This window comes from Methylotenera sp., from assembly GCF_029946165.1.
Classification (GTDB): Bacteria; Pseudomonadota; Gammaproteobacteria; order Burkholderiales; family Methylophilaceae; genus Methylotenera.
In genome coordinates, this window is sequence record NZ_JAQSDZ010000011.1 from 92,660 (window position 1) to 114,410 (window position 21,751).

24 protein-coding genes are annotated in these 21,751 nt (G+C 41.1%); 6 read left to right on the forward strand and 18 right to left on the reverse strand.

Features of this window, described 5'->3' with window-relative positions:
• Nucleotides 1–121: 121 nt before the first annotated feature.
• Nucleotides 122–676 carry a hypothetical protein gene (locus tag PSV17_RS07960; RefSeq protein WP_300481341.1) on the forward strand — a complete coding sequence of 185 codons (555 nt, stop codon included), beginning with the start codon at nucleotides 122–124 and terminating at the stop codon, nucleotides 674–676.
• 80 nt (nucleotides 677–756) lie between these two features.
• Here PSV17_RS07960 and PSV17_RS07965 read toward each other — a convergent pair whose 3' ends face one another.
• From PSV17_RS07965 to PSV17_RS08040, 16 genes are all read right to left on the reverse strand, one after another.
• Nucleotides 757–1,143, reverse strand: a complete 387-nt coding sequence (locus PSV17_RS07965) for a hypothetical protein (RefSeq protein WP_300481342.1) — start codon at nucleotides 1,141–1,143, stop codon at nucleotides 757–759.
• A 100-nt stretch (nucleotides 1,144–1,243) separates the two neighbouring features.
• Entirely contained in the window at nucleotides 1,244–2,008 is a 765-nt protein-coding gene (locus tag PSV17_RS07970; protein WP_300481345.1) for an MBL fold metallo-hydrolase, read from the reverse strand.
• A 16-nt stretch (nucleotides 2,009–2,024) separates the two neighbouring features.
• Nucleotides 2,025–2,798, reverse strand: coding sequence for a TatD family hydrolase (locus tag PSV17_RS07975; protein WP_300481346.1), 774 nt, complete (start codon nucleotides 2,796–2,798; stop codon nucleotides 2,025–2,027).
• A gap of 56 nt (nucleotides 2,799–2,854) precedes the next feature.
• Nucleotides 2,855–3,226: a PilZ domain-containing protein gene (locus tag PSV17_RS07980; protein WP_300481347.1), complete on the reverse strand. Its 372-nt coding sequence runs from the start codon at nucleotides 3,224–3,226 to the stop codon at nucleotides 2,855–2,857.
• A gap of 64 nt (nucleotides 3,227–3,290) precedes the next feature.
• The gene (gene holB / locus PSV17_RS07985) at nucleotides 3,291–4,283 is read right to left on the reverse strand and encodes a DNA polymerase III subunit delta' (RefSeq protein WP_300481350.1); all 993 of its coding nucleotides are present in this window, start codon (nucleotides 4,281–4,283) and stop codon (nucleotides 3,291–3,293) included.
• 27 nt (nucleotides 4,284–4,310) lie between these two features.
• Nucleotides 4,311–4,931, reverse strand: a complete 621-nt coding sequence (tmk, locus tag PSV17_RS07990; RefSeq protein WP_300481353.1) for a dTMP kinase — start codon at nucleotides 4,929–4,931, stop codon at nucleotides 4,311–4,313.
• Between the two features lie 9 nt (nucleotides 4,932–4,940).
• The gene (gene mltG, locus PSV17_RS07995) at nucleotides 4,941–5,936 is read right to left on the reverse strand and encodes an endolytic transglycosylase MltG (RefSeq protein WP_300481355.1); all 996 of its coding nucleotides are present in this window, start codon (nucleotides 5,934–5,936) and stop codon (nucleotides 4,941–4,943) included.
• Nucleotides 5,933–6,754 carry an aminodeoxychorismate lyase gene (gene pabC, locus PSV17_RS08000; RefSeq protein WP_300481357.1) on the reverse strand — a complete coding sequence of 274 codons (822 nt, stop codon included), beginning with the start codon at nucleotides 6,752–6,754 and terminating at the stop codon, nucleotides 5,933–5,935. The genes mltG and pabC overlap by 4 nt, the downstream gene beginning before the upstream one ends.
• 143 nt (nucleotides 6,755–6,897) lie before the next feature.
• Nucleotides 6,898–8,142 (reverse strand): beta-ketoacyl-ACP synthase II, encoded by a 1,245-nt coding sequence (gene fabF, locus PSV17_RS08005; protein WP_300481358.1) that lies wholly within the window; start codon nucleotides 8,140–8,142, stop codon nucleotides 6,898–6,900.
• Nucleotides 8,143–8,270: 128 nt separating this feature from the next.
• A complete protein-coding gene (acpP, locus tag PSV17_RS08010) occupies nucleotides 8,271–8,507 on the reverse strand; it encodes an acyl carrier protein (RefSeq protein ID WP_013148035.1) in 237 nt (78 codons plus the stop codon).
• A 109-nt stretch (nucleotides 8,508–8,616) separates the two neighbouring features.
• Nucleotides 8,617–9,357: a 3-oxoacyl-ACP reductase FabG gene (gene fabG / locus PSV17_RS08015; protein ID WP_300481360.1), complete on the reverse strand. Its 741-nt coding sequence runs from the start codon at nucleotides 9,355–9,357 to the stop codon at nucleotides 8,617–8,619.
• Nucleotides 9,358–9,401: 44 nt separating this feature from the next.
• Nucleotides 9,402–10,328, reverse strand: coding sequence for an ACP S-malonyltransferase (fabD, locus tag PSV17_RS08020; RefSeq protein WP_300481362.1), 927 nt, complete (start codon nucleotides 10,326–10,328; stop codon nucleotides 9,402–9,404).
• Nucleotides 10,329–10,403: 75 nt separating this feature from the next.
• Nucleotides 10,404–11,351, reverse strand: a complete 948-nt coding sequence (locus PSV17_RS08025) for a beta-ketoacyl-ACP synthase III (protein WP_300481363.1) — start codon at nucleotides 11,349–11,351, stop codon at nucleotides 10,404–10,406.
• Nucleotides 11,348–12,406 carry a phosphate acyltransferase PlsX gene (gene plsX, locus PSV17_RS08030; protein WP_300481365.1) on the reverse strand — a complete coding sequence of 353 codons (1,059 nt, stop codon included), beginning with the start codon at nucleotides 12,404–12,406 and terminating at the stop codon, nucleotides 11,348–11,350. Before plsX ends, PSV17_RS08025 begins: the two co-directional genes overlap by 4 nt.
• Before the next feature lie 180 nt (nucleotides 12,407–12,586).
• Entirely contained in the window at nucleotides 12,587–12,766 is a 180-nt protein-coding gene (gene rpmF, locus PSV17_RS08035) for a 50S ribosomal protein L32 (protein ID WP_013148030.1), read from the reverse strand.
• 166 nt (nucleotides 12,767–12,932) lie between these two features.
• A complete protein-coding gene (locus tag PSV17_RS08040) occupies nucleotides 12,933–13,460 on the reverse strand; it encodes a YceD family protein (RefSeq protein WP_300481366.1) in 528 nt (175 codons plus the stop codon).
• Nucleotides 13,461–13,586: 126 nt separating this feature from the next.
• Here PSV17_RS08040 and PSV17_RS08045 point away from each other — a divergent pair, with 126 nt between their 5' ends.
• The 5 genes from PSV17_RS08045 to PSV17_RS08065 all read left to right on the forward strand — a co-directional run bounded on the left by PSV17_RS08045 (nucleotide 13,587) and on the right by PSV17_RS08065 (nucleotide 20,041).
• Entirely contained in the window at nucleotides 13,587–15,005 is a 1,419-nt protein-coding gene (locus PSV17_RS08045; RefSeq protein WP_300481368.1) for an acetyl-CoA carboxylase biotin carboxylase subunit, read from the forward strand.
• A gap of 99 nt (nucleotides 15,006–15,104) precedes the next feature.
• Entirely contained in the window at nucleotides 15,105–16,961 is a 1,857-nt protein-coding gene (gene oadA / locus PSV17_RS08050) for a sodium-extruding oxaloacetate decarboxylase subunit alpha (RefSeq protein ID WP_300481370.1), read from the forward strand.
• Nucleotides 16,962–17,085: 124 nt separating this feature from the next.
• Nucleotides 17,086–17,667, forward strand: a complete 582-nt coding sequence (locus PSV17_RS08055) for a Maf family nucleotide pyrophosphatase (protein WP_300481539.1) — start codon at nucleotides 17,086–17,088, stop codon at nucleotides 17,665–17,667.
• A 97-nt stretch (nucleotides 17,668–17,764) separates the two neighbouring features.
• The gene (locus PSV17_RS08060) at nucleotides 17,765–19,228 is read left to right on the forward strand and encodes a DUF4139 domain-containing protein (RefSeq protein ID WP_300481371.1); all 1,464 of its coding nucleotides are present in this window, start codon (nucleotides 17,765–17,767) and stop codon (nucleotides 19,226–19,228) included.
• A gap of 99 nt (nucleotides 19,229–19,327) precedes the next feature.
• On the forward strand, nucleotides 19,328–20,041 hold the full coding sequence (locus PSV17_RS08065) for an SAM-dependent methyltransferase (RefSeq protein WP_300481372.1): 714 nt from the start codon (nucleotides 19,328–19,330) through the stop codon (nucleotides 20,039–20,041).
• Here the strand turns inward: PSV17_RS08065 and rnhB are convergent.
• Nucleotides 20,030–20,614, reverse strand: coding sequence for a ribonuclease HII (rnhB, locus tag PSV17_RS08070; protein WP_300481373.1), 585 nt, complete (start codon nucleotides 20,612–20,614; stop codon nucleotides 20,030–20,032). The two genes, PSV17_RS08065 and rnhB, sit on opposite strands and share 12 nt — an antisense overlap.
• Nucleotides 20,615–21,748 carry a lipid-A-disaccharide synthase gene (lpxB, locus tag PSV17_RS08075; protein ID WP_300481375.1) on the reverse strand — a complete coding sequence of 378 codons (1,134 nt, stop codon included), beginning with the start codon at nucleotides 21,746–21,748 and terminating at the stop codon, nucleotides 20,615–20,617.
• Nucleotides 21,749–21,751: the final 3 nt, after the last annotated feature.

The following is a 21,751-nucleotide window of genomic DNA, read 5'->3' on the forward strand; positions in this document are numbered from 1 at the left end:
CTAGTGACTGTGAAATACGCAATATTGCGTAGGCATAAACTAAGTGTTTCTTGGAAAAATGTGCTAACTTTGCAAACAATTAAAGTTGTTCAAATTGTTTATCAGTGAGGGTTTAGCAGAGATGAAACATAATGAGGCAAGCAGATGGATTCAGACGAGTGTTCTACTGACCGCGTTACTACTGAGTGCTTGTAGCGAGATTGCCTATAAAAGAGGCGCTACAGCCAGTGATTTAGCCGCCATGAAAAAAAATTGTACAGCGAAAGACTCTACAAAAGAGGCTATTGCAAAATGTATGGCTGATAACGGGTGGACTATTCAAAACTTAGACGGCGAAGAAACTATAGCTTCAATGCAAAATGAGCCTGACCCTGTAATAGAAGCAACTGAAAATGCTGATAATCGGCAAATAGGAAAACCTGTGGTTGCAACTAAAACGACCTCTACAGAGAAATCCTTTTCACAAAAGAAACTCACTGACCCTATGGACATGTTCCAAATAAGTTCGTGGTGGAAGTTAGGCGGTAGCCCTGATAATCTAAAGAGCTCAATCCAAGAATGCGTCAACTCACTAGGGGAGGCTCATGAGCCCGGTATACAAAGCAAAAAGGTGACTAGAGGCTTATTGCTATGTATGCAAAAAAAAGACTGGCACGGCTTACGCGAAAAACCATAATTAAAAACGAATAAAGCCGAGAATTATCTCGGCTTTATTTAAAAATAACCCTAGGCAATAATTTATATATTTACTTGCTGTTATCTATTATTAAAAAAAGCAATATTCATGACCTTGTCATTTACGAAAGTAATTTCTGTTTCTTTGTAAGTATGTTTTGGATCATATTTTACTATGTTTTTGTAGTACCACATCTCTACGTTAACACGTTTTGACCCTTTGTCATCAGCACCTACTTTGCCTAGAAAACCTGAAGCCCCAGCTGGTTTAACTGATAGTTCTTTTTTAAACGGCGCACCTAACTTTTCAGAAATCACCTTTTTTGTTTTACCGCTGAATGAATTAAGAAATTGATCTTCGGTATATGTTTTGCCAGCAGATGCTGCATTAACTTGACTGAAACTTACTGCAACTAACATTGCAGCAGATAGTAATACTTTTACAGTTTTATTGATGGTGAATTGCATTGATTAAATCTCCTAAACGACTTTTAATTATCTCACTTATAGCATTTTTACGCACTAATTGAACATTAATGTTTAACGTGCGATAAAGACTTTCGCTGACTCAAGCAGCAAATACTTTTAATCCATCGTAACCAACAAACACATTTTTTGGCAATTGCTCGCTTAAAGCACTGTATTCAAGCTCATGCGTCATATGAATTAAATAGGTAGATTCAGCTTGAATCAGACTGGCGTAGTGCAAACTTTGTTCCAGATTAATGTGTGTATAGTGCGTTGTATATCTTAGACAATCTAATAAAAGAACTTTTAAACCTTGTAATAACGTCAGCGAAGTTTCAGGAATACTCGAAACGTCCGTCAGATAGGCAATGTCACCAATTCTATAGCCATAAATATCACTGTTTCCGTGCTTGAGTGGAATTGGTGTAACGGTCTGCTCGAAAAGCTGAAATGGTGCGTTGATTACATGCGTTTTTAATACGGGTAAATCCCAAAAATTACTGGGTTCACGCAAGGTATAGCCGAATTTATCGGCGATATGTTGCATAGCCTCTTGGCTACCATACAGAGGGATTTGCTTACGCTGAATTTGACAAAACGCGCGCAAATCATCAATACCATGCAGGTGGTCAGCATGGGTATGCGTATATAGTACGGCATCAATGCTCGTTAACCCTTCTCTAAGTGCTTGCTGACGTAAATCAGGCCCTGTATCGATTATCACGGATTTACCGTTATTCAAATGAATAATGCTGGAGCAGCGTGTGCGATTGTTGCGCAGGTCGGTTGAGGCGCATGCAGCACATTTGCAACCTATCATAGGCGTTCCAGCGCTTGAACCTACTCCTAACATTGTTAACTGCATAGAAAGTTACGCATAGCTAGTTGGCTACAGCATGCCTAAATAAACGGAAGAAGTTATTAGTGGTTGCTTCTGAAACTTCTTCCAAAGTAATGCCGCGCAAGCGAGCAATCTCTTCTGCCACATGTTTTACGTAACTTGGCTGATTAGTTTTGCCACGATATGGCATAGGAGCTAAGTATGGGGAATCTGTTTCTACTAACATTTTATCTAAGGGAACTTGCATTGCAACTTCTTTAATCGTGAGCGCGTTTTTAAAAGTCACAATGCCTGAAAATGAAATGTAAAAGCCCAATTCAATGGCTTGGCGTGCCACATCTAGGTTTTCAGTAAAACAGTGCATTACCCCGCCCACTTGTTGGGCATTTTCCTCACGCATAATACGTAAAGTGTCTTCAGCTGAACTACGGGTATGGATGACTAAGGGCTTGCCACAAGCAATAGCCGCACGAATATGCGTACGAAAACGTGTGCGCTGCCATTCTAAATCCCCTGTTAATCTAAAGTAATCCAGACCAGTTTCGCCTATAGCAATAATTTTCGGATGGTCTGCGAGCCTCAAAAGTTCGTCAACGCTAGGTTCGTCGATATCTTCGTAATCAGGATGTACACCTACGGAGGCATAGAAATTATCATTAGTTTCAGCTAAGGCGAGTACTTGTGGGAAGTCTGGCAGCGTGACGGATATGCATAATGCATGCCCTACTTTATTATCTTGCATGGCTTGCTTGATAGCAGGCAAGTTTTCAAAGAGTTCCGGAAAGTTAAGGTGGCAGTGAGAGTCAACGAGCATGTTTAGTTTTTAAGATTACTTCAGGAATTAAGACACAAATTACTCATAACATTTAATTACATTGTATGCGTAGCACGGGATGATTTTAAAGCGCTTCCGAGCAGCCCTTCAATCTTATTTTTAGCTTCAATGCCGCCATCTTTTTCGCTAAATTGCACACCAACCCCTTGTGGTCTGCCAGCTTGAGTAGCTGGAGTTACCCATACCACGTGACCTACAACTTTTAGTTTCATTGGGTCATCAATCAAGCTTAATAGCATAAAAACTTCTTCACCAATTTTAAAAGGTTTGTTAGTGGGAATAAATAAACCGCCACCTTTAACATAGGGCATATATGCCGAATATAGCGCAACCTTTTCTTTAATGGCGAGGGATAAAACCCCTGGTTTTGGAGGGTTAATAGTATTTTCTGCTAATTCTTCAGCCATATATTGATCTTTATAAATTTAAATACTGGTGACAAATGTCATGTTATTAAGCTTAAATGAAAATTTAGCTAAAAATTCGAGTGTACTCAAGAAGTAAACTTTCCATCTGCAATTCATGGTTTAAAGGATGCAGGGCTAATTTACGCAACGCTTCTATTTTTTTTTGTAGCTGAAATAAGCTGCTCAAGTTTACCTTGTCTGCTAACGCTTGCAAAGCTTTGCTATGCATAGCATGGTAACGCACTTGGCCTGATAACCGCATTGCAACAATATCATATATCCATTTTTGCAAAGCAACGATGCCAGCTTCTACTGAATTAGCGATTAGTTTAGGTGCGGCAACATGTGGTTGTAATTTGCTACCAAGGGCTAATAGTCGCCATATTTCAGTTAGTTGTGAGAATTGCATCTGCTCATTAAATACCTTAATTGGCGAACCATCTAAGTATGCAAGCTGCTCTTTAGCATTTTGCACACCTTGCTCTCTAAGCCATGCTAATGCCTGTGCATCAGTAGGAATGGGCATGTTTATTTTTTGACAACGACTAATAATAGTGGGTAATAAACGTTGCAGTTGATGTGCCACCAAAATAAAAATAACGCCTTCTGCAGGCTCTTCAAGCATTTTAAGTAATGCATTAGCAGAAGCTAAGTTGAGCGCCTCTGCGGGGTGAATAAGCACAATACGCGCCCCATCACTACGGTGGCTAGACATGCTTAAAAAGTCACTTAAATCACGAATCTGCGCGACAGAAATTTGTGTTTTTTTCTTAGTTTTTTTTGTTGCGCCCTCTTCGTCCGCATCAGACTCTTGCTCTGGACTCAACAGACGAAAATCTGGATGACTCTCTTCCTTAAACCAATTACAACTGGAGCAATTTCCGCAAGCGTGACCTGAGCTATCTTGATGTGCACATAAAAGCGACCGGCTGAACTCAAGGGCAAAATCATATTTACCAGTACCAGCTCGACCATGTAATAACATGGCATGCGCTCTTCGTTTGTCTTCTTGGTTAACAAGTTGCCAAACCTTAGATTGCCACGGATAAATTCTCATGTTACCAGCCATTAATACATAGATTAATCATAGTGTTGAGATAATATCTTCAACTGATTGTTTAACTAAATCTAAAGGCCTATTTGCATCAACCACTCTAAATCTAGCTGGGTTTTCTTTAGCTCGCTGTAAATAAGCATTTCTAATACGTGTGAAGAAATCTGCATTTTCACGCTCAAATTTATCTGGCTCGCGTGCATTAGCTAGCCTTTGTATGCTCACTTCAACAGGTACATCAAACAGAATTGTTACATCAGGCTGTAAATCTCCTTGCACCCATTGTTCTAACTGTTGCACCTTACTGGCTTCAATTCCTTTTGCACCACATTGGTAAGCATACGTGGCATCGGTAAATCGGTCAGAAAGCACATATATACCTCGCGCAAGCGCAGGCTTAATCACACATGCTATATGTTCACTTCTGGCAGCAAACATTAATAAAGTTTCTGTTTCAACATGCATATTTTCATGCAGTAAAAGCTCACGTAGTCGTTCACCTAAAGCGGTTCCGCCTGGTTCTCTAGTAGACACAACTTCATGCCCACGACCTTGCAGTGCAGCAATAATACTGGCGATATGAGTGCTTTTACCTGCGCCATCCATGCCTTCTAGAGTTATAAATTTAGCATTAGTTTGTTGATTGGTCATAAGTAATGGTTATTTTTTTAATTGATACTTCACAACGGCTCGGTTATGTTCTTCTAAGCTGCTTGAAAATGCATGGCTACCATCGCCTTTACCTACAAAATACAAGGCTTTAGTACTCGCTGGATGCAAAGCTGCTTCAATAGAAGCTATGCCGGGCATTGCTATGGGCGTTGGAGGCAAGCCGTTTCGCGTGTAAGTATTATAAGGCGTGTCGGCTATTAAATCTTTCTTACGAATGTTGCCGTTATATTGGGCACGCATGCCATAGATCACCGTCGGGTCAGTTTGTAGACGCATACCTATGCGCATTCTATTGATAAATACCCCTGCAATCATTGGTCGCTCAGAAGCCTTGCCCGTTTCTTTTTCAACAATAGAGGCCATAATCAAAGCTTGATAGCTATTTTTATATGGCAGGCCATTATCACGCTTATTCCATGCGTCATCCAGCTTGGTTTTCATAGCATCATAACTGCGTTGCAGTATCACGATATCAGCCGTGTTGCGATCAAAATAATAGGTGTCTGGAAAGAATAAACCTTCAGCCACGGAATATTCAGATCCAATTTTTCTTAATATTTCAGATTCAGAGAGTATGCTAACAGTTTGTTTTACAGCATCATTTTTCTCAAGTTTATTTCGCATTTGCGAAAATGTGCGCCCCTCAATAAACGTCACGCTGCCTTGAGTTGTCTTACCATGATTTAAGGAAAGCAATAACTGATATGGCGTAATGTTTCTGTTTAAAGTGTAGTCACCCGCTTGCAGATATGATTCTTTATGTAAAACCTTGGCAATGATAATAAATCGCCAAGGCTCCTTTAATACACCTTGTTGAACTAGCTGATTCGCGATACTTCTTAAGCCGCTTTTGGGTTGAATAGTAATTTCTTGACTGCTTGGCTGTAACTTTAGTGATGAAGCTGCATAATATGCCAGCCAGCCAGCTAATCCGAAAGTAACCAAAAAACTCAAAAATAGCCACTTCTTTATTCTTTTAATCATGCTTTCAATGCATCTCTAATATTTTTGGCTAAATTCTGTACTGGGAATTTTTTATGACCTATTTTTTTTACTGATAAGGCACCGTATAAGCTATTGCAAATAATAACTTCATCCGCTAAAGCCATTTTAGTAAAGGATAATGGTTTAATTTCAATCTTTAAATTAAGCATGCTAGCAAGCCAAATAATACGTTGCCGCGTGATTCCAGCAACTCCACAATCGCTTAGGTCAGGCGTGATTAAGATATCATCGAAACGTGCAAAAACATTACTCATCGTACATTCAATAACATTGCTTTGTAGGTCTAACATTAGGCCGTCGAATAAGTTTTCATCATTCCATTCCATACGCGCTAAAACATTCTCTAATCGATTAAGATGTTTAATGCCAGCAAGCTTCTTTTGTTCAGGTAAGCGAATTTCACATTCATGCAGATCCACACCTTTTATGAAAATATCCGGTCTATATTTAGGCATGGCCGATTTAATGATAACGCGAGTTGGATTGGTAATTGCAGGCGGAGCATAGCCACGCGCGCCCTCGCCTCTGGTGATGATGATTTTTGCTACCTCTGGCTGATCAGTCACCGAGAATAACTGTTGCATATCGCTTATTAGTAAATCTGCACTTGGGCAAACGATACCAATCACAGCGCAATCGGCCACAAGTTTTTGATAATGTAGCGGCCAATTATCTGGTTGACCGTTACGCATTAACATAGTGCGAAATATGCCATCGCCATATGCAAAACCGCGATCTAATGGCGAAATTGTTTGTGTAAAATCACCATTAATCAAATAAATATTTTTCTGATTCATAAGCTGTAATTAAACCATAGCAGCCGCTATTTACATAGCAGAAGCTCTCTCACCGAAGACCTGTTAAATATAAAAAAGCCTGCGAAACTAGTGTCGCAGGCTCATTCATTTTTCGAAAATATCGAAATGCTTAAAAGCTGTAGTTATATCTTTTTAAATACCAAGCTACCATTTGTACCGCCAAAGCCAAAATTGTTCTTTAATGCATAAGTGATTTTCATATCGCGTGCGGTATTGGCGCAATAATCTAAGTCACATTCTGGATCTTGATTAAAGATATTGATAGTGGGCGGAGATACTTGGTTGTAGATTGAAAGTACGGTAAATACTGACTCTAACCCCCCTGCACCACCAAGCAAATGACCCGTCATTGATTTAGTTGAGTTGACAACTAGATTGCTTGAGTGGTCACCAAATGCTGCTTTAATCGCATTAGTTTCGTTAGAATCGCCCAAGGGAGTAGAAGTGCCATGGGCATTAATAAATTGAACTTCACTAGGGTCAATACCAGCATTATTCATCGCATTACGCATAGATCTGCGTGGCCCATCCATGTTGGGTGCAGTCATATGATAAGCGTCAGCACTCATACCATAACCACTTAGTTCAGCATAGATTCTAGCGCCACGTGCTTTAGCATGTTCATATTCTTCAAGCACTAATACTCCCGCACCCTCACCGATAACAAAGCCGTCACGGTCTTTATCCCAAGGACGACTAGCTGTTGCAGGATCGTCATTGCGCGTAGATAAAGCACGTGAAGCTGCAAAGCCACCAACACTTAAACGTGTAATAGCGGCTTCTGCACCGCCAGCAATCATGACGTCAGCATCACCATACTCAATCATGCGGGATGCATCGCCAATTGAGTGCGTACCGGTGGTACAAGCAGTGACAATAGCAACATTAGGCCCTTTTAAGCCAAACATAATCGATAAATTACCTGAAATCATGTTAATAATGGTGCCAGGAATAAAGAATGGTGAGATTTTGCGTGGGCCTGATTCTTGATAAAGGATGTCTGTATCTTCAATAAACTGCATACCACCAATGCCAGAGCCAATAGAAACGCCGATACGCTCAGCGTTTTCTTCTGTCACTTCAAGACCTGAATCTTTAAATGCCTCAATGCCAGCGGCTAAGCCGAATTGAATGAATGTATCCATGCGTCTAGCGTCTTTCGCAGAGATGAAGTCCTCAGCGTTAAAGTTTTTAACTTCACCAGCTATGGTTGAAGAAAAAGCGCTAGCATCAAATTTGGTAATTTGAGTAATGCCAGATTTACCAGCAGTAATGTTATCCCAAGCAGTTTTAACACCAATACCCACAGGTGAAACCACACCAAGACCAGTGACAACGACGCGACGTTTATTTGTAACAATAGACATTAGAAAAGTCTCTTAAAAATGATTAACCCAGAAATCATTTTACAATTAATTGTAAAGTGGTTTCTGGGTTTTGCAGCAATTGCAAGGCGTTAGCCACTAGTAGCAGTGGGCATAACGTCTATGGGAATTTATTTTAAGTTCGTATTGATGTAATCAATAGCTAGTTGAACTGTAGTGATTTTTTCTGCTTCTTCATCAGGAATTTCACAGTCAAACTCTTCTTCTAGTGCCATTACAAGCTCAACGGTATCGAGCGAATCTGCACCTAAATCATCAACAAATGATGATGAGTTTTTTACATCAGCTTCATTTGCACCAAGTTGCTCAGTAACAATTTTTTTAACACGTTGTTCGATGTCAGACATCTAAATACCCCTTTAATTAAAAAATAGCTATATATAGAATCTATATATAGAAATATAGTACAGCTAAGACAATATTCTACCAAAACTCGAGCAGAATATAAAAAAACTTTTACACCATTAACATGCCACCATTCACATGAATTGTTTCACCAGTAATATAAGCTGCATTTGGTGAAGCAAGAAATGCTACGGTAGCGGCAATCTCTTTAACATTACCTAGTCGCCCTGCTGGAATACGTGCAAGCATTTTAGCAGTCGCTTCTTCAGGTAATTCAGCCGTCATGTCAGTATCAATAAAGCCTGGTGCTACACAGTTTACCGTAATACCTCGGCTACCAACTTCTGCGGCCAAAGACTTGGTAAAGCCCGTCATACCCGCTTTTGCAGCTGCGTAATTCGTTTGGCCAGCGTTACCCATATGACCTACTACAGACGAAATACTGATAATCCTTCCAGTACGCGCCTTCATCATTGGGCGCAATACAGCTTGGCTCATGCGGAAAACTGAAGTTAGGTTAGTGCTAATAACGTCATCCCAATCTTCATCTTTCATGCGCATTAATAGCGTATCACGAGTAATACCAGCATTATTCACTAAAATGCTTACATCGCCATATTTTTCACTAATAGTTTTTAAGGTAGCAGCTACCTGTTCAGCATCATTCACATTGAGCGCCATGCCTTCGCCTTTGATATTGGCGCTAGTAAAAGTATTGCTGATGGAAGTTGCACCATTTTCTGAAGTTGCGGTTCCAATAACAATCGCACCCTGTTCGCCAAGTGCCTGTGCTATAGCAGCACCAATGCCACGACTTGCGCCCGTAACTAAAGCAATTTGTCCAGTTAACATGTTAACCCCTTGTATAAATTATATTATTCTGAAATCAATCTATCTTAAAGTTGGCTTTGAAACTCTTTTAAAGCTTCATTATTGGTCAGTGCTACGCATGGCAGTTCGGCTACGATACGCTTGGTTAAACCTGCCAATACTTTGCCTGGACCACACTCAGCAGCTTGGGTAACACCTTGCGCATGAATAGCTTGCACTGTTTCGACCCAGCGCACTGGACTGTATAACTGACGCACTAACGCATCTTTTATTTTTTCAGCTTCTTGATAGGCGGTAACGTCTGCATTTTGGATTACCGAGATTTGTGGCACATTGACCGTTACATTTTTCAAGTATTCTGAAAATTTTACTGCGGCTGGCTTCATTAGCGCACAATGAGATGGCACGCTGACTGGCAATGGTAAAGCGCGTTTAGCGCCCTTCGCTTTTGCTAACTCCATGCCACGCTCTACAGCTGCTTTATTGCCTGCAATCACTACCTGACCAGGTGAGTTAAAGTTTACCGCTTCAAGCACTTCATTTTGTGCGGCTTCTGCGCACACTTCACGCACAATATTATCATCTAAACCTAGTATTGCCGCCATTGCACCAACCCCAGCTGGAACTGCGCTTTGCATCACCTCGGCACGATAACGAACTAAAGGAAGCGCATCAGTAAATGATATTGCGCCAGAAGCTACCAAAGCTGTGAACTCACCAAGGCTATGACCAGCCAAAACAGTTGGAAGTTTGTCGGTAGAAGCTTGCCAAGCGCGCCATGTGGCAACTCCAGCAATCAACATGATAGGTTGGGTATTAGTCGTTTCGTTGATGGCTTCATTCGGTTCCGTAGCCATAGCCCAGAAATCAAGACCTAGAATATCAGAAGCTTCAGTAAAGGTTTCGCGGATAATGGCTGATTCGCCAAAACCATTCATCATACCAACTGATTGAGAACCTTGGCCAGGAAATAGAAATGCAAATTTATTCATAGATTTTTATTGCTAATTATTTATATCGTTAATTGTATAGTGATGACTTGAGTCAATATTGCTTATGACATTAAGTTAATACTTAATTAATGCTGAACCCCAAGTAAAACCGCCGCCAAAAGCTTCCATCAAGATTATTTCGCCGCGTTTAATACGGCCATCACGAACAGCTGTGTCTAAAGCTAATGGTATAGAGGCAGCCGAGGTATTGCCATGTTTATCCACGGTAACGACTACATTATCCATGCTCATATCTAGTTTTTTGGCAGTCGCTTGCAAAATGCGAATGTTTGCTTGATGCGGCACTAACCAATCAATATCAGATTTTTGCATGCCATTTGCTTCTAGCGTTTCATCCACAATGGCATCTAAAGTATTGACTGCAACTTTAAACACGCCATTGCCTTCCATCACAACGGTATCGCGACCATTCGGGTCCTCGCTACGAGGCACGTGCAACATTTTTTCATAACTTCCATCTGCATGCAAATGCGTAGAAATAATACCCTGTTCGTCGCTTGCTTGCAGAATCACAGCACCAGCGCCATCACCCCACAAAATGCAATTACCGCGATTTGTCCAGTCAACAATCCGTGAGAATGATTCAGCGCCAATGACTAAAGCGCATTTAGCCGCACCAGATTTTATAAAGTTATCAGCTGTTGCGATTGCATAAACAAACCCACTGCAAACAGCTTGAATGTCAAATGCAGGGCAACCCGCAATGCCAAGTTTTCTTTGCAATATGACAGCAGTACTAGGGAAAATCTTATCTGGCGTTGTGGTTGCGACGATAATCAAATCAATATCGTTAACCTGAATACCTGCCGCCTCAATCGCATTAAGTGAAGCATGCAATGCTAAATCACTTGTAGCTTCATCATCAGCCACAATATGGCGCTCACGGATACCTGTACGTGAGAAAATCCACTCGTCAGTAGTATCAACCATGCTTTCTAAATCAGCATTTGTGAGTATTTTTTCGGGGAGATAGCTCCCTGTTCCTGCAATTCTGGAATTCATTGTTCGTTATCCGAGCTGTTTGTATTAGCCATAGCAATCTGCTGTGATTGTATATGCTCTATTTCTAATTGTTCTGTAATGCGCTTAAGAACGCCACTACGAGACTCCTCAACGGCAGTATGAATAGCATTTAAAAATGCAATGCTATCTGCACCACCGTGACTTTTCACCACAATACCACGTAAACCTAAAAAACTTGCGCCGTTATAATTGCGCGGATCCATGCGATTCTTAAAAGCTTTTAATACGGGCATTGCAACCAAACCCATTAACTTAGTTAGCCAGTTACGTTTAAACTCTTGAGAAAGAAAGCGTCCCATCATTTGCGCCAAGCCTTCGGCAGCTTTTAACGTGATATTACCGACAAAGCCATCACAAACAACTACATCAGTCGTGCCTTTGAAAATATCGTTACCTTCAACGTTGCCGTAAAAATTAAGGTGACTTTTGCGCAGTAACTCACCCGTTTGCTTGACAACTTCATTACCTTTGATATCTTCTGAGCCAATATTTAACAAGCCTACTGTAGGTTTATCTTTATGCTCCACACATGAAACCAACATACTTCCCATGACAGCAAATTGTAGCAATTGTTCAGGCGTGCAATCGGCATTTGCGCCTAAATCCAGTATATACGTTTTACCTTTTTGACTAGGGAATATACCTGCAATCGCAGGCCTATCAATCCCGGGTAAGGTTTTTAACACAAAACGTGCCGTTGCCATTAATGCGCCAGTATTGCCGGCGCTTACGCAAGCTGAGGCTTCGCCACTTTTAACTAGATTAATGGCAACTCGCATAGAAGAGTCTTTTTTATTTTTTAGAGCGCTCTGCGGCTGCTCATCCATTGAAATGACTTCGCTAGCATGATGAATACGTAAACGTGAATTTGTTGTTGCTTTACGTGCCTTCAACTCAGCTTCAATAGCATCTTGCAAACCAACTAATACGATATTTAGCTGATCATCATCTTTAAGCGCTTTAAGCGCTGCAGGAATGGTTACGTGCGGGCCGTGATCCCCACCCATTGCGTCAATTGCGACAGTTATATCCATAGCTTTACTCAGTTTATAAGAGAATAAATGCGTTATACATTGAATTAAAATTCATTTGCGCCACACATACACCAACGCCGCACCAGTTCTGGAGCGGCGTCAATGATATTAATGCACTATTTAACAAATTTATCTTTTATTTAATCTAAATCGAGACTAAACAAAAATCAAATAGTGTAATTATTCGCCTTTTGATGGCATAACTTTACGACCACGATAGTAGCCGTTTGGGCTGATGTGATGACGTAAATGAGCTTCACCTGTTGTAGGCTCTACTGCTAATGCTGGGTTAGTTAGAAAGTCATGTGAACGGTGCATACCGCGTTTAGATGGTGACTTTTTGTTTTGCTGAACTGCCATAATAAAACTCCAATAAAATGATTAAAACATCATCTCAATTACATACAAACTGATGCACGAATAATTACTTTACATCACTAATTTAAGATTACGTAAAACTTCAAGCCCGCTACTATAATATAAAACCTAGCTTTTGTCAGCTTTTAATATGTGTTTATATGCAGCCTTAGGGCTTAATTAAGCCCTTAAGCACAGCAAATGGATTTGGTTTCTCACCACTTTGCGTTGTTAGCTCGGTACAGCCCTCTTCATGCATGGGCGCAATTGGCATTGCCATGATGATTTCATCTTCAATCAACGCGATTAAATCCATCGCTTTATTCGCCTGCTGCAAGTCGTAATCATCACTATTATCAATATCAACCGCTTCCACATCCGTATCACTCACTTCGCCGATTAAATAATTAAAATTTAAACTTAGATTAAGCGGCATTGCATTTAAGCAACGCTGACATGCTGTAGTCAGACTGCAAGCTACCGTTAATTGCAAAATATGTTGACCAACTGCGTCAGTCTTGCCTTGCAGTACGTAGCTAATCAACCCTGTGTAGTTTATTTTTGTAGGGTTTGTTAAGTTTGAAGAATGCATTAACTCCTCTAACCTAGGAAAGTCTGGAAGAGATAACTCACCTTCTATACGTTCATTTTTTTTAGAAAAAGCAATGTTGTCTATTAATAATATATTCTTACTCATTTTACTGGTGCTCAAATTATTGGTGCTCAAAATTTATAGTACTCAAAATTTAGTGTTGGGGATTTAGCTCTAACGATACACATGTTACAATTGCTGGGTTTGAGTATCAAATTTAAGGGCTGTAACGTGTTCAAAAAAATTCTTGTAGCTAACCGTGGTGAAATCGCAGTGCGTATTGTACGCGCTTGCTCAGAAATGGGCATTAAGTCTGTCGCGATTTATGCGGATGCAGATCGCCAAGCTTTGCATGTTAAAAAGGCAGACGAGGCCTATAACATAGGTGCAGATCCAGTTGCAGGCTATCTGAACGCGCATAATATTGTTAATCTTGCAGTAGCTTCCGGCTGTGATGCGCTACATCCTGGTTATGGATTTTTATCAGAAAATCCAGAATTGGCAGAAATATGCGCGCGCCGTGGCATTAAATTTATTGGGCCAAATGCCGCAGTCATTCGCCAAATGGGCGATAAAATCCAAGCTAGAAATGCCATGACAGGCGCTGGCATTCCCTGCACTCCAGGTAGTGATGGCAATTTAAAAGACTTAAATGAAGCGGTAGCTTTAGCAGCAAAAATTGGCTACCCAGTGATGCTAAAAGCCACTAACGGTGGCGGTGGGCGCGGTATTCGTCGCTGCGATAGTGAAAAAGAATTATTAGGTAATTATGACCGCGTGATTTCAGAGGCAAGCAAGGCTTTTGGTAAGCCTGAAGTATTTTTAGAAAAATGTGTTGTTTCACCACGCCATATTGAAGTACAAATTTTAGCTGACTCACAAGGTAACGTGATTCACTTGTTCGAGCGTGACTGTTCAATTCAGCGTCGCAATCAAAAGCTAATTGAAATTGCACCTTCACCACAACTCACTCAAGCGCAACGTGAATATATCGGCGGCTTGGCAGTTAAAGCGGCTAAAGCTGTTGGCTATGAAAATGCAGGAACGGTGGAGTTTTTATTAGACTCGGATAACACCTTCTATTTCATGGAAATGAACACGCGCTTGCAAGTTGAGCATACTGTGACTGAAACCATTACTGGTATTGATATTGTACAAGAGCAAATTCGTGTTGCTTTCGGCCTGCCACTTCAATACGAGCAAAAAGAAGTGCAATTTAGAGGTTATGCGATGGAGTTCCGCATCAACGCAGAAGATCCTAAAAATGACTTCCTGCCTAGCTTTGGTAAAATTACACGCTACTATGCACCCGGTGGGCCTGGTGTGCGTATGGATGCTGCAATATATAGCGGTTATATTATTCCGCCCTATTATGATTCCATGTGCGCCAAGCTTACTGTTTGGGCGCTAGACTGGGAGAGCGTCATTGAACGCGGCCGTCGTGCGCTGGATGATATGTTGATTTACGGTGTAAAAACGACGATTCCATATTATCAAGAGATTTTAAAGCATCAAGATTTTAGGGATGCTAACTTTAATACTAGCTTTGTTGAGTCACACCCAGAACTCACAAATTACAAGAATGAAATTCCACCTGAGATGATTGCTGCAGCAATTTCAGCCGCAATCGCTGCGCATGAAGGTATTTAGTTGATTGATTCCTAATTATTTATAAAACAGGAATGTTTCATAAAAATACAATCATAAAAACATATAGTTAAACGTATTAATTAAAGTAAAGAGTTAAATATGAGCCAAACACCAAAAGTATACGTCACCGAGCTTGTTTTACGCGATGGGCATCAATGCCACATTGCAACGCGCATGCGCACAGAAGATATGTTGCCCATTTGCAGTAAGTTAGATGCGATTGGCTTTTGGTCGCTAGAGGCATGGGGCGGCGCTACTTTTGATGCCTGCGTACGTTATTTAAAAGAAGATCCTTGGGAGCGCTTACAAAAACTACGTAAAGCACTGCCAAACTCGCGCATTCAAATGCTTTTGCGTGGTCAAAATTTGCTTGGTTATCGCCATTATTCTGATGATGTAGTACAAGCTTTCGTACAGAAATCTGCTGATAACGGGGTTGATGTATTCCGCGTTTTTGATGCACTTAACGACACACGTAATTTAGCTGTATCTATACAAGCTGTTAAAAAAGCAGGTAAACATGCTGAAGGTACTATTAGCTACACAACAAGCCCTGTGCATGATGTGGCACATTTTGTCGGTATTGCTCAAGAACTTGAAGCGATGGGCTCAGATACCATTGCCATTAAAGATATGGCTGGACTACTTACGCCACAAGCCACTGTTGATTTGGTAAAAGCGCTGCGTGCGAATGTAAATTTACCGATTCACATCCATAGCCATTCAACAAGCGGCTTAGCGAGCATGAATATGCTACGTGCACTCGAAAATGGTGCTGTCATGATGGACACCTGTAGTGCAGCATTTTCAGAAGGTGCTAGCCACCCAACAACAGAAAGCATGATTGCAGCTTTGCAAGGCACTGAGTTTGATACTGGTTTGGATATTGCCGCAGTGCAAGAAGTCACGGCTTATTTCCGTGAAGTACGTAAGAAATACTGGCAGTTTGAAAGTGAATTCTCAGGCGTGGATACCCGCGTACTATTGAATCAAGTGCCAGGCGGCATGATTTCAAACTTGAGCAATCAATTAAAAGAGCAAGGTGCGCTAGACCGCATGGATGCTGTATTGGCCGAAATTCCATTAGTACGTAAAGACCTTGGCTACATTCCATTAGTAACGCCAACTTCACAAATTGTAGGTACGCAAGCGGTACTTAACGTAATGACGGGACAACGTTACAAATCCATTACCAATGAAATTAAAAATTACTTCTTAGGGCAATACGGTAAAGCGCCAAGTGCTGTGAATGAAGAAGTTAAAAAATTGGCCATTGGCGATGCGCAGCCGATTACCTGTAGACCTGCTGATTTGTTAACACCTGAAATGGCGAAACTCACCAGTGAATCTGAACGTTTTGCACAGTCTGAAGAGGACGTGCTCACATTCGCAATGTTCCCAGATATCGGCAAAACATTCTTGCAAGAACGTATGGCTGGCTCGCTAGAACCGGAAGCCTTGCTTGATAAAGATGCAGTAAATGCTTCGGCATCTCGCTTTGCACCAAGTGAATTTAAAGTCACGCTGCATGGTGAAACCTTCCATATAAACCTCACAGGCAGTGGTCATGCGGGTGAAGAAAAACGTCCATTTTATGTTTCTATTGATGGGATTGCCGAAGAAGTCATTGTTGAAACCTTGAGTGAGATTGAAGTTTCCAGTGGCATTAACAATGGTAATGGCAAGAAAAAAACGACTTCTGACACAGCAAAAAGTGGTCGTCCACGCCCTTCTCATGCGGGTCATGTCACTACTTCTATGCCAGGCACAGTAGTTGCTGTTAAGGTTAAAGCTGGCGATAAAGTCAAAGCAGGTGACGGCGTATTGGTGATTGAAGCCATGAAAATGGAGAATGAAATTCAAGCTGCCGCTACTGGTATAGTGGTTGCAGTACATGTGGTAAAAGGCGATACAGTAACGCCTGATGAGTCATTGCTTGAAATTCAGCCTGAATAAATGCTTTAATATTTAAACTAAAGCCGACAGCGTAACTCTGTCGGCTTTTTATTTTTCTCGTTACTTAAACCCGAGTCAATCATCCATAAAGATCATTTAACACGAATATGCTATGAAAAAAACTTTGAAACAAGCACTGATATTAGCTTCCTCTTCGGAGTTCAGACGCGAGCTTCTGCAAAAGCTACAAATTCCATTTAGTAGCATTTCACCACGTGTGGATGAAACACCATTGGAAAACGAAAAGCCATATGAAACAGCGTTAAGATTAGCGCAAGATAAGGCTAGAAAAATTGGAGCTGAATATCCTCATGCTTTAGTGATTGGTTGCGATCAAGTTGCTACGTTGGATGGCGAGCAACTTGGCAAACCTCTGAATCATGTCAATGCCACTAAACAGTTAAAATCCATGCGTGGGCGCGAAGTCACTTTTCACAGTGCACTTTGCTTATACAATGCAGCTACAGATAACATGCAAGCTGAAGTTGTGCCTTACATAGTGCGTTTCAGGCAATTAAGTGATGAGCAAATCGAAAACTACCTAAACAAGGAACAACCCTACCAATGTGCGGGTAGTGCAAAATCTGAGGGCTTGGGCATTGCACTGATGGAACGCATGATAGGTGAAGATCCGAATGCGTTAATAGGCTTACCTCTCATCAAGTTGATTAATATGTTAGAAAATGAAAATATTTCGGTTTTATAAGTAATTTAAGCCCTTTTGTTACTTGCCGCGTTGTATGACTTATAGCCTTGAACATTAAGTTCACGCTTATTATTTAACTGATTTTGGAGATTGAAACATGTCGCTTAAACGCCACCCAATCAAGTACAAGCTTACACTGCTAGCTACGTTATCTACAATTTATACTGTTGCTTTTGCTACGGAGTTAGATGAAACACGTAGCACCTTAAACGACCAGAAAAATGTAGCTGTCACCATCTACAACGGTGATTTAGCATTGGTCAAAGACACGCGACAAGTTAAGCTCAAAACGGGCTTAAATGCCTTAGCATTGCGAGATGTAAGTGCACAAATCCGCCCAGAAACAGCGCTATTACGCAGCATCAACGTCCCTGGCAGCCTGACTTTGCTTGAGCAAAACTTTGATTTTGATTTATTAACACCGCAAAAACTACTTGAGAAGTATGTAGGTAAATCTGTGAGCGTAGTGAAAACTCACCCAACGACAGGTGTGGAAACTACGGAGAAAGCCACCGTGCTTTCTGCCAACAACGGCATAGTGCTGCAAATTGGCAATCGTATTGAAACGGGCATTCCTGGAAGAATTGTTTATGATGACGTTCCCGAAAACTTACGTGATAGACCAACGCTAGTCACGCAAATCAGTAATAAAGGGGCAACTGACCAAACAGTTGAGTTAAGTTATCTAACTGGCGGGCTTGGCTGGAAGGCCGATTATGTTGCAGAGTTAAGTCCGAAAGAAGACAGTATTGATTTATCTGGCTGGGTGACGCTCACCAACACAAGTGGTGCAAGTTACAAAAATGCTAAATTGCAATTAGTGGCTGGCGATGTAAACAGAATCCAACCTCAACAAATATTCCCTATGGCTAAATCGATGCGTGGCGATGTGAGGATGGATGAAGCTGCAGCACCGATGGCTGAAGAGTCCTTACTCGAATATCACCTCTATACCTTAGATCGTCCAACCACCATTGCTGAGAATCAAACCAAGCAAGTCGCCCTACTCTCTGCTTCGAATGTTCCAGCGCGTAAAGAATTAGTCTTACGGGGTGCAGATTACTACTATCAAAGTCGTTATGGCGACCTTGGTACTAAAATGAAAGTCGGCGTATTTGTTGAGTTTGAAAATAAAGAAGCATCTAAGCTAGGAATGCCATTGCCCAAAGGCATATTGCGTGTTTATAAAAAAGATAACTCAGGCAATGCCCAATTCATAGGTGAAGATAGCATTGACCACACCTCTAAAAATGAAGTCGTACGCTTAAAATTAGGTGAGTCTTTTGACGTGACTGCCGATAAAAAACAAACGAACTTCAAAGTGCTACCTAATCCACAAAAAGGACATAATGCCTATGAAAGCACTTATGAAATTGTATTAAAAAATGCGAAGAAAGAAAAAATGACGGTTATTGTGCAAGAACCTATTTCTGGTGACTGGAGCATTACTTCTGAAAGTCAGCCGCACAAAAAGGTAAATAGCCAATTAGCGGTTTGGAAAGTTGAAATTCCTGCTGAAAGCAATGTGACCTTGAGCTATAAAGCGGTTGTTAAATACTAAATTAATCTACAAAGTAAAACTTCCTTCCCCGATATAGGCGGGAGGGAGTTAAATCATAGAAGCAACACTAACCCAAAGAATCACTGTGAAACCAATAACATGCTAAAACTAGGAACACTCTACTTAATCCCAGTCACACTCGGGGAAGACAATATCTCTAAAGTATTGCCGCCCGATGTTATTAGCATTGCTCAACAATTAGATACTTTTGTTGTGGAAAGTGAAAAATCTGCACGGCATTTTTTAAGTACCATTAAAACGGTTAAACCAGTACGTGAGCTCAAGTTAAATCTGCTCAATGAGCATACTGAAGACAAAAACTTACCCGATTTATTAAAACCATTATTAGCCGGTAAAGATGTAGGCTTAATGAGCGATGCGGGCTGCCCAGGCGTAGCAGATCCAGGCGCAAAATTGGTGGAATTAGCCCATCAAAAAGGTATACGCGTTGTACCATTTGTGGGACCAAGCTCAATTTTATTAAGCATGATGGCTTCAGGTCTTAATGGTCAGCAGTTTGCGTTTTTAGGTTACTTACCTGTAGACAAAACTCAGCGTAACCAAAAATTAAAAGAAATTGAAAAGCGCTCACTGTCACATAAAGAAACACAATTATTTATAGAAACACCCTATCGCAACCAGCACATGCTTGAGGCTATACTTAGTGTCTGCCAGCCAAACACAAGGCTTTGTGTAGCGTGTGATATTAGTTTAGAAACCGAGATGATAGTGACGAAATCGATAGCTAGCTGGAAAAAATCACCCTTGCCAGATTTGCATAAACGACCAACGGTATTTTTATTATTGGCTTAAGCGCCGTACAGGGGCATAGCTAAGTCTGTGTACTGGCGTAATCCCGTGTGCATCCAACATTTCCAAATGAAATGCCGTTGGGTAGCCTTTATGCTTTGCAAAACCGTATTGCGGATAGATTTTATCTAGTCCATATAACTCAGCATCTCGTGCCACTTTTGCAAGTATTGACGCAGCTGAAATAGCCTGTACTTTGCTATCGCCTTTCACTATAGCTTCGCATGGCAGGCTGATTTTTGGACATTTATTACCGTCAACTTGTACTAAATCAGGGGTGATGCCAAACTGTGCTTGCATAGCCTCAATGGCGCGTTTCATCGCTAATAAGCTAGCTTGTAGGATATTAATTTCATCAATTTCTTGCGCGCTGCAACTGGCTATTGCCCAAGCCAGCGCGTGTTGCTTGATTTCAACGCTAAGTAAATCTCGTTTTTTTTCAGAGAGTTTTTTAGAGTCAGCCAGTCCAATGATTGGGCGGTTAGGATTTAAGATAACGGCTGCGGCATAAACTGCACCAGCTAAAGGGCCTCGCCCCGCCTCATCTGCTCCACAAATTAATTGTGTAGTTAACATTTAAGGGAAATAGGCTAGAATAGCATTTGCCGCTTTTTCCGCCGTGTTTTGTTTTAAACTGTGATGAATTTTTGTGAACTCAGCTTTAATCTCTGCAATGTTATCAGCATCACTTAATAATTTCATCGTGACTGCTGCAAGTTTTTCAGGCGTAGATTCGTCTTGTAACAATTCTGGCACTACAAATTTCTCAGCTAATACATTCGGCAAACCTACATAAGGTTGTAAACGCATGCGCTTAAGAATTTGCCAGCTAAGCTTAGACATTCGGTAAGTAATCACCATTGGTTTTTTTAACAGAGCCGCCTCTAGCGTCGCTGTGCCTGAAGCGACAATTACAACATCTGCGGCTTCCATAGCATCATGCGCATGACCGAATAGTATTTGTATGGGTAGGCTTTCATTTTCATGAAATATGGCTAACTCAAAAATCTGTCTAGTTTCTCGCGTAATGAGTGGCACTAGAAATATGGCATTAGGGAAATCTGCGTAGATGAGTTTTGCCGTCTTAACAAACAATTCTGCATGTTGCTGCACCTCACTTTGGCGGCTACCAGGTAACATCGCAACAACCAAGGCTGAAGGCTTTAACTTTAAGACTTCACGTGCAGCGGCAGTATCTGGTTCCATCGGTAATATATCGGCTAACGGGTGGCCAACATAAGTAACAGGTATACCAGCATGCTGATATAACGCAGGTTCAAATGGAAAGAGTGCCAAGATATGTGACACAGCATGTTTAATTTTCTTAATTCTATTTTTACGCCAAGCCCACACGGATGGACTTACATAATGAATAGCGGTAATACCTTTATTCTTTAATTTCTTTTCAAGCCAAAAGTTAAAGTCGGGTGCGTCAATCCCTATGAATAAATCAATGCGATTAGCGAGCAGATGATTCAGTAATTGACGACGTAATCTAAGTAGTCCCCAAAGATGCTTAATGACCTCCACATAACCACGCACGGATAGTCGTTCGATAGGAAAGAGCGATTGAGCGCCCTCACCCATCATTTTTGGTCCTGCTATGCCTACAAATTCAATGTCTGAACGTTTTAACTTTAATGCTTGCATAAGATGGCTGCCAAGCAAATCACCTGAAGCTTCTCCAGCTACAATACCTATTCTCACCATGAT

What these genes read in the sequence shown, in the direction of transcription:
- PSV17_RS07960 (WP_300481341.1), top strand. Translation starts at nt 122, where the DNA reads ATGAAACATAATGAGGCAAGCAGATGGATTCAGACGAGTGTTCTACTG.
- PSV17_RS07965 (WP_300481342.1), bottom strand. Translation starts at nt 1,143, where the DNA reads ATGCAATTCACCATCAATAAAACTGTAAAAGTATTACTATCTGCTGCA.
- PSV17_RS07970 (WP_300481345.1), bottom strand. Translation starts at nt 2,008, where the DNA reads ATGCAGTTAACAATGTTAGGAGTAGGTTCAAGCGCTGGAACGCCTATG.
- PSV17_RS07975 (WP_300481346.1), bottom strand. Translation starts at nt 2,798, where the DNA reads ATGCTCGTTGACTCTCACTGCCACCTTAACTTTCCGGAACTCTTTGAA.
- PSV17_RS07980 (WP_300481347.1), bottom strand. Translation starts at nt 3,226, where the DNA reads ATGGCTGAAGAATTAGCAGAAAATACTATTAACCCTCCAAAACCAGGG.
- holB (WP_300481350.1), bottom strand. Translation starts at nt 4,283, where the DNA reads ATGAGAATTTATCCGTGGCAATCTAAGGTTTGGCAACTTGTTAACCAA.
- tmk (WP_300481353.1), bottom strand. Translation starts at nt 4,931, where the DNA reads ATGACCAATCAACAAACTAATGCTAAATTTATAACTCTAGAAGGCATG.
- mltG (WP_300481355.1), bottom strand. Translation starts at nt 5,936, where the DNA reads ATGATTAAAAGAATAAAGAAGTGGCTATTTTTGAGTTTTTTGGTTACT.
- pabC (WP_300481357.1), bottom strand. Translation starts at nt 6,754, where the DNA reads ATGAATCAGAAAAATATTTATTTGATTAATGGTGATTTTACACAAACA.
- fabF (WP_300481358.1), bottom strand. Translation starts at nt 8,142, where the DNA reads ATGTCTATTGTTACAAATAAACGTCGCGTCGTTGTCACTGGTCTTGGT.
- acpP (WP_013148035.1), bottom strand. Translation starts at nt 8,507, where the DNA reads ATGTCTGACATCGAACAACGTGTTAAAAAAATTGTTACTGAGCAACTT.
- fabG (WP_300481360.1), bottom strand. Translation starts at nt 9,357, where the DNA reads ATGTTAACTGGACAAATTGCTTTAGTTACGGGCGCAAGTCGTGGCATT.
- fabD (WP_300481362.1), bottom strand. Translation starts at nt 10,328, where the DNA reads ATGAATAAATTTGCATTTCTATTTCCTGGCCAAGGTTCTCAATCAGTT.
- PSV17_RS08025 (WP_300481363.1), bottom strand. Translation starts at nt 11,351, where the DNA reads ATGAATTCCAGAATTGCAGGAACAGGGAGCTATCTCCCCGAAAAAATA.
- plsX (WP_300481365.1), bottom strand. Translation starts at nt 12,406, where the DNA reads ATGGATATAACTGTCGCAATTGACGCAATGGGTGGGGATCACGGCCCG.
- rpmF (WP_013148030.1), bottom strand. Translation starts at nt 12,766, where the DNA reads ATGGCAGTTCAGCAAAACAAAAAGTCACCATCTAAACGCGGTATGCAC.
- PSV17_RS08040 (WP_300481366.1), bottom strand. Translation starts at nt 13,460, where the DNA reads ATGAGTAAGAATATATTATTAATAGACAACATTGCTTTTTCTAAAAAA.
- oadA (WP_300481370.1), top strand. Translation starts at nt 15,105, where the DNA reads ATGAGCCAAACACCAAAAGTATACGTCACCGAGCTTGTTTTACGCGAT.
- PSV17_RS08060 (WP_300481371.1), top strand. Translation starts at nt 17,765, where the DNA reads ATGTCGCTTAAACGCCACCCAATCAAGTACAAGCTTACACTGCTAGCT.
- PSV17_RS08065 (WP_300481372.1), top strand. Translation starts at nt 19,328, where the DNA reads ATGCTAAAACTAGGAACACTCTACTTAATCCCAGTCACACTCGGGGAA.
- rnhB (WP_300481373.1), bottom strand. Translation starts at nt 20,614, where the DNA reads ATGTTAACTACACAATTAATTTGTGGAGCAGATGAGGCGGGGCGAGGC.
- lpxB (WP_300481375.1), bottom strand. Translation starts at nt 21,748, where the DNA reads ATGGTGAGAATAGGTATTGTAGCTGGAGAAGCTTCAGGTGATTTGCTT.